Below are 5,629 nucleotides of genomic sequence, written 5' to 3' on the forward strand. Positions count from 1 at the left end.
CGGCGCCCCCGCGACCGGGAGCAGCGAAGCCTCCAGGGACGAAAAACGAGCAAAGGGAGCGACGACCTCAGGGTTACCTGATCACTCGTACGCTGCGATACCGGTGAGGTCCTCGCCCAGGATCAGCGTGTGAATGTCGTGGGTCCCCTCGTAGGTGTACACCGTCTCCATGTTCGCCATGTGGCGCATCGGCGAGTAGTCGGTCGTGATGCCGTTGCCGCCCAGCATCTCGCGGGCGACCCGCGACTGGTCGCGTGCCATCCGGACGTTGTTCCGCTTGGCCATCGAGACGTGCTGGGGGCGCAGGTCGCCCCGCTCCTTGAGGTCCGCGAGGCGGTGGGCCAGCAGCTGACTCGTCGTGATCTGGGTCGCCATCTCCGCGAGCTTCTGCTGTTGCATCTGGAAGCGCGCGATGGGGCCGCCGAACTGGTCGCGGTCGGTGGCGTACTCTCGGGCGGTCTCGAACGAGTCGCGGGCCGCGCCGATCGCACCCCACGCGATGCCGTACCGGGCCTGCGTGAGACACGACAGCGGGCCCTTCATCCCTTCGACGCCGGGCAGGACCGCGTCCTCCGGCACGTAGACGTCGTTGAGGCCGATCTCGCCGGTCACCGAGGCGCGCATCGAGAGCTTGTCATCGATCTTGTTCGTGGTCACGCCGTCGGTGTCGGTCTCGACGAGGAACCCGCGAACGGGGTCGTCCTCGGCCGAGCGGTCGCGCGCCCACACGACCGCCACGTCGGCGATGGGCGAGTTCGTTATCCACGTCTTCGAGCCGTTGAGGACGTACTCGTCGCCCTCCCTCGTGGCGTACGTCTCCATCCCTGAGGGGTTCGAGCCGTGTTCGGGCTCCGTGAGGCCGAAGCAGCCGACGAGTTCGCCCTCGCCGAGGCCGGGCAGCCAGCGTTCCTTCTGGGCCTCGGAGCCGAACGCGTGGATGGGGTACATCACGAGCGCACCCTGCACGCTCGCCATCGAGCGGATGCCCGAGTCGCCCGCCTCCAGCTCCTGCATCAGCAGCCCGTACGCGGTCTCGCTGACGTTCGGCGAGCCGTACCCCTCGAGGTTCGGCGCGTAGAACCCCAGTTTCCCCATCTCCGGGATCAGCTCGGACGGGAAGGTGCCGTCCTCGAAGTGGTCGCCGATGTCGGGTTTGACCTGCTCCTCGACGAACTCCCGGGCGGTGTCCCGGATCATGCGCTCTTCTTCATCGAGGTCTGCCTCCAGCGAGACGTAGTCGAGCATGACGGAACGTGAGGCAGGGAACGTAAAAAACGCTCCTACTCGCCCCGTGCGCCCGAGGGGTAGCCGAACCGCGCGAAGTAGCTCCGCCGCAGGACGTACCACGTCGGGACGGCGTGGAGGACGACCATCAGCCCGACCAGCTGCCACACGCCTGCCGGAAGGTCCCAACTCCCGTGGAGACCGACGACGACCCCCGTGGCGAACAGCGGGAGACTCCATCCCGTCACGACGACCGTCACGCCGACCAGTCCCGCGAGGTGGTCGTGTACCCAACCCGTCTCGGCCGCCGCTTCGGTGAACGTGATTTCGACTACGACCAGCAGCGCCAGCACCGTCGAGACGACTATCGAGACGCAGCCGAGTACCATCGCTCCGTTCAGGAACGGCTCGACGCTCTCCCAGTTCGCGTCCCCGACGCCGAACGTGATTCCGGCGACGAAGATTGCTGCGATGGCGAGGTCGAGCTGGAGGAGTTTCAGCGCGATGTCACGGTGAGTCCCGACGCCGTCCGGCCCTTCGGGAGTTCTACTGTCGCCCATACGACCGTTTCAGGCGCGGCGGGGCTTCTATCCACTGGTTTAGCGAAGAATTTAGCTGCGGTTTAGCAGCTACGGTGCTCGCGCCGTTCCGACCGGGAACAATCTAGCAGTGCGAACGTCTTCGGCTCGAAGCTTCGAACTCGAACTATAGAGGGCCGAACACTTTTGTATACAGAATCGTATACAGTTGTGTATGAGCAAGAGTATTCGCGTCGACGAGGACACGCACGCTGCACTCGTGTCGCTGAAGGGCGACGAAGAGACGTTCGACGACCTGCTCTCGCGTCTGGTTCGGGAGCGGCGAGAAACCGTTCGAGAGGGTGCTGGGCTCTGGGACGGAACCGACGCCGCCGAGAAGGCCCGCGAGGCGCGGAAAAACATGAAACAGGACATCGGGTTCCGATGACGCTGTACGACAGCAGCGTTCTCATCGACTACCTCGACGGTGTCGACGACGCCGTGAATTATGTCGAAACCCATCTCGACGAGCGTGCGGTGGCTCCGCCACTCGTGGCGTTCGAAGTGTATCAGGGGGAGATCTTCAAATCGGGTCAAGCGAACTTCGACGCGGTAGAGGGTGCGCTCGAGTGGGTGAGTATCGTCGACGACATCTCCGGAGTCCCTCGGGCTGCCGCCGAACTCCAGAACGAACTCGCGAGTAACGGCGAACCACTCGCGGCACGTGATGCGTTCATCGCAGGTGCGGCGAAGCGAATCGGCGAACCCCTGGCCATCGCCGACTCGGACTTCGACGTGGACGGGATCACCGACCACGTGACCGTCGATTTCCTGTAGCGTCTCCCCGTCTCGTCCTCCTATTACTCCTACACCGACACGTTCTCGTCGCGCTCGGAGGCGACGTCGAGGTACGCGTCGGCCTGCTCGGCGTGCGGGCCGCGCTCGACGACCCCGTCGGCCTCGTCGTACTCGACCATCCCCATCATCGACAGCTTCGGCAGCTGGGAGTGTCGAAGCGAGGTCGCGACGCGGCCGCAGTGCTCCTCCGAGACGAGGTCGATGGGCTTGCCGGTCTCCCACTCGGCGACCGTCTCGACCAGTTCCAGGATCTCGACGGACGACTCGACCGCCCGGAGGTAGGTGAGCACGTACCGGCTCCGCTTCGAGGACAGCGCGTCGAACACGTTGTCCTGCGACAACGGAGGCGCGTCCGACTCGGAGTCGCGCAGCGAGGGTACGCGTCGAGACCGGGTTCCGTTACCGTCGGCTATTCCGTCTTCCATCTCCCGATAGTACATCCCCGACCGAGGTGTGGCTGCTGGTTCACTAGTCACGGTATTCAAGTAGGCTAGTGACCGAATCGCGAGCCGGCGACGGTGGTGAGTGAAATCTACTCGCTGGCGGGCTTCGGAGTCGTCCTCGCGTCGGCCTCCGCGTCGTTGCGGACCTCGCGGACGTAGTCGCAGAAGTTCTCGAAGACGAGCTTGGCCTCGCAGGCCGCCCGGTAGTTCTCCTCGGTGATGCCGTCGAGCACCGCCTGCAGGCGCTCGTCGGGAAGGTCCTTGCCCGACGCTACGGTCTCGGCGGTCTCGGCGTCGTACTCGGGGTGGAACTGCACGCCGAACGCGTGGTCCTTCCGGAACCCGTGGTTCGAGTAGTCGTTCGACGCGATCTCGGTCGCGCCCGGCGGGAGGTCGACCACCGCGTCCGAGTGGGTCGTGAAGACGGTGAACCGCTCGTCGACGCCCTCGAACAGCCGGGAATCGCCGGTGTGCTCGACCTCGCGGTAGCCGATCTCGTACTCGCCCATGTGATCGACCTCGCCGCCGAGCACGTCCGCGAGCAGCTGGTGTCCCCAGCAGACGCCGAGGCAGGGCAGCCCCGCCTCGACGGCCTCGCGCACCCACTCCTTCGTGGGCTCGATCCACTCCTCGTCCCAGTACACCGACGACCGCGACCCGGAAATGACCACGCCGTCGAAGTCGAGGCTGTCGGGCAGGTGGCCGTCGTTCGCGTCGAATTCCACGAGGTCGGCGTCGAGCTCCCGCCGGAAGTTCCGCCGGGTGTCGCCCCCCTCGTGAGCGGCATTTATAAACGCGATTCGCAATCGGCTCATTGACCGAGTTAATGCACCCCCAGTTAAAAAGGCGTTCCGCCGTGGGGAGTTCTGCCGGTAATTAGAACACGACCCTGTTCCGAGGCGTTTCCAGAATACTATGAATTATTCTAGGGAGATATAGAAAGTAAAAAGTTAGTGTTGGTGATTCTCTTCGAGTAATGAATCACAGCAGTGCTCCGTCACACCTGTACTGGTTTATACTGCTGTTCTTCCTCACTCCGATTGTAGCAGTTACTGCACTATCGGAGCACGCTCTCGAATCGACTGTTCTCTTGTGGAGTGTTGAATCGGCCTTCTTTCTCTTTCTTTCTATCGACTCGGGCACCAATCAAGAAGTGACCCAAGAGTTGGCAAATATTCAGTATCATCCCATGGGCTCTTCATCTCTGGAAAAAGGAGTTTCCGAGGCACGTGAGACGCTCGACACCCAGGTAGAGAACCTTAACGACATCGACACAAAGGCGATCAGAATCCTTCGAATCAACGTGCTGTTAATCGGGTTGATCCTATCGGCACTTACCTTTTCTGCTAACAACCCAATTGTTCCCTTCAGGCGGTTTCTGAACGTGTATCTGGGGACGGGGATTTTCCTGCTGATTGGGTCTAGCGCGACTGCTGGATTGACGTACACTTCTTCGGATTCTCGTGCAGGAGTAAGTAAACCGAACATCACCACGATGTTACGAGAAGATCTCACCGCCGAGGAACTGAATCTCGTTCTATCGAAAAGCTACGCAAAGTGGATTCGTGAAAACCAATCGACAGAAATATTGAACTCCTTCTTTTCAACTTCGACGATACTCCTCTTGATTTACGCGGTTACGTACCTCGCTCTCGGCGTGTATCACGGCCTCGTCGATCCAGTTCCACTCCCGTTAGAAGGTGCATCGAACGTCGCTCTCCTCACGATTACGTTGGCTTCCGGTTATCCGAACCAGATACGACGAGTGGTCGGTGAACTCGATCTATGGGTCGATTGACTTGCATTATCCCAACCTATTTAGTTCTGTACGAAGAAGATTCAGCCACGAATGAGCAAACGGGATAACGAAAGCGAACGACGCGAGCGAGTCTCGCGTATCGTCTTCGACGGTCAAGTCGTCTCGAAAGGCCGTCGGCCCTCTGACGAAGAGGAGTAATTGACTTCCGATTTGGTTCGTAGATGCTTTTATTTCCACGGTCGAGGCGGCCTCCGAGAACGCCGAGTAACGTATCTACTCCTTCTCGAACCGCTCTTCGCCCTCGAACTGCCGCCTGAGCGCCGCCCGGTCCGGTTCGCCGGTCGGCCGCCGCGGGAGCGAGGCCACCGCCTCGACCTGCCGCACCGTCGCGCCCTCGGGGAGCGCATCGGCCACGACCGACTGGAGTTCGCCCGGCTCGGCGTCGCCGACGAACGCCGCCAGCACGCCCTCCGAGTCGGGGACGACGCCCGCCGCGGTCACGTCCTCGCGGGCCTCCAGCGCGCGCTCGACTTCCCTTGGATGGACGCGTCGGTTGCCTGATTGCAGCGTCTCGCCGACCGGTCCGAGCAGGTAGTAGTCGCCGTCCTCGCGGGAGGCGAGGTCGCCGGTCGGCACCCACTCCGGGAACTCGTCCGTCCGGCGCTCGGCTTCGCCGTCATCTCCATCCCCGACCAGATACCCCCGCGCGGTCACCGGCCCGCGGAATTGTAGTTCACCGACCTCGCCCTCCGCGACGGTGTCACCGCTCTCCGGATTGGCCAGTCGGACCTCGCAATCGGGGAACGGCCTGCCGACGCGGGCGCGGG

8 protein-coding genes are annotated in these 5,629 nt (G+C 62.6%); 3 read left to right on the forward strand and 5 right to left on the reverse strand.

The window, feature by feature from the left end; translation table 11 throughout:
* Window positions 1-81: 81 nt before the first annotated feature.
* Both DPQ64_RS18260 and DPQ64_RS18265 read right to left on the reverse strand, forming a co-directional pair.
* Window positions 82-1,245 (reverse strand): acyl-CoA dehydrogenase family protein, encoded by a 1,164-nt coding sequence (locus tag DPQ64_RS18260; protein ID WP_115865721.1) that lies wholly within the window; start codon window positions 1,243-1,245, stop codon window positions 82-84.
* A gap of 35 nt (window positions 1,246-1,280) precedes the next feature.
* On the reverse strand, window positions 1,281-1,784 hold the full coding sequence (locus tag DPQ64_RS18265; protein ID WP_115865722.1) for a hypothetical protein: 504 nt from the start codon (window positions 1,782-1,784) through the stop codon (window positions 1,281-1,283).
* Window positions 1,785-1,977: 193 nt separating this feature from the next.
* Here DPQ64_RS18265 and DPQ64_RS18270 point away from each other — a divergent pair, with 193 nt between their 5' ends.
* Together DPQ64_RS18270 and DPQ64_RS18275 are read left to right on the forward strand one after the other, a co-directional pair.
* Window positions 1,978-2,190, forward strand: a complete 213-nt coding sequence (locus tag DPQ64_RS18270) for an antitoxin VapB family protein (RefSeq protein WP_115865723.1) — start codon at window positions 1,978-1,980, stop codon at window positions 2,188-2,190.
* Entirely contained in the window at window positions 2,187-2,579 is a 393-nt protein-coding gene (locus tag DPQ64_RS18275) for a PIN domain-containing protein (RefSeq protein WP_115865724.1), read from the forward strand. Before DPQ64_RS18270 ends, DPQ64_RS18275 begins: the two co-directional genes overlap by 4 nt.
* A 29-nt stretch (window positions 2,580-2,608) precedes the next feature.
* Here the strand turns inward: DPQ64_RS18275 and DPQ64_RS18280 are convergent, their stop codons facing one another.
* Complete coding sequence (locus tag DPQ64_RS18280; protein ID WP_157971784.1) at window positions 2,609-2,941, reverse strand: DUF7344 domain-containing protein; 333 nt, start codon at window positions 2,939-2,941, stop codon at window positions 2,609-2,611.
* Window positions 2,942-3,132: 191 nt separating this feature from the next.
* A complete protein-coding gene (locus DPQ64_RS18285) occupies window positions 3,133-3,858 on the reverse strand; it encodes a type 1 glutamine amidotransferase (RefSeq protein WP_115865726.1) in 726 nt (241 codons plus the stop codon).
* A 161-nt stretch (window positions 3,859-4,019) separates the two neighbouring features.
* Here DPQ64_RS18285 and DPQ64_RS18290 point away from each other — a divergent pair, with 161 nt between their 5' ends.
* Window positions 4,020-4,841, forward strand: a complete 822-nt coding sequence (locus DPQ64_RS18290; protein WP_115865727.1) for a hypothetical protein — start codon at window positions 4,020-4,022, stop codon at window positions 4,839-4,841.
* A 234-nt stretch (window positions 4,842-5,075) separates the two neighbouring features.
* On the opposite strand, the gene DPQ64_RS18295 is transcribed toward DPQ64_RS18290, so the two are convergent.
* A partial coding sequence (locus tag DPQ64_RS18295) for an AMP-binding protein (RefSeq protein WP_157971785.1) occupies window positions 5,076-5,629 on the reverse strand: 554 nt, incomplete at its 5' end.

It is taken from the genome of Halorussus litoreus (assembly GCF_003382685.1).
GTDB lineage: Archaea > Halobacteriota > Halobacteria > Halobacteriales > Haladaptataceae > Halorussus > Halorussus litoreus.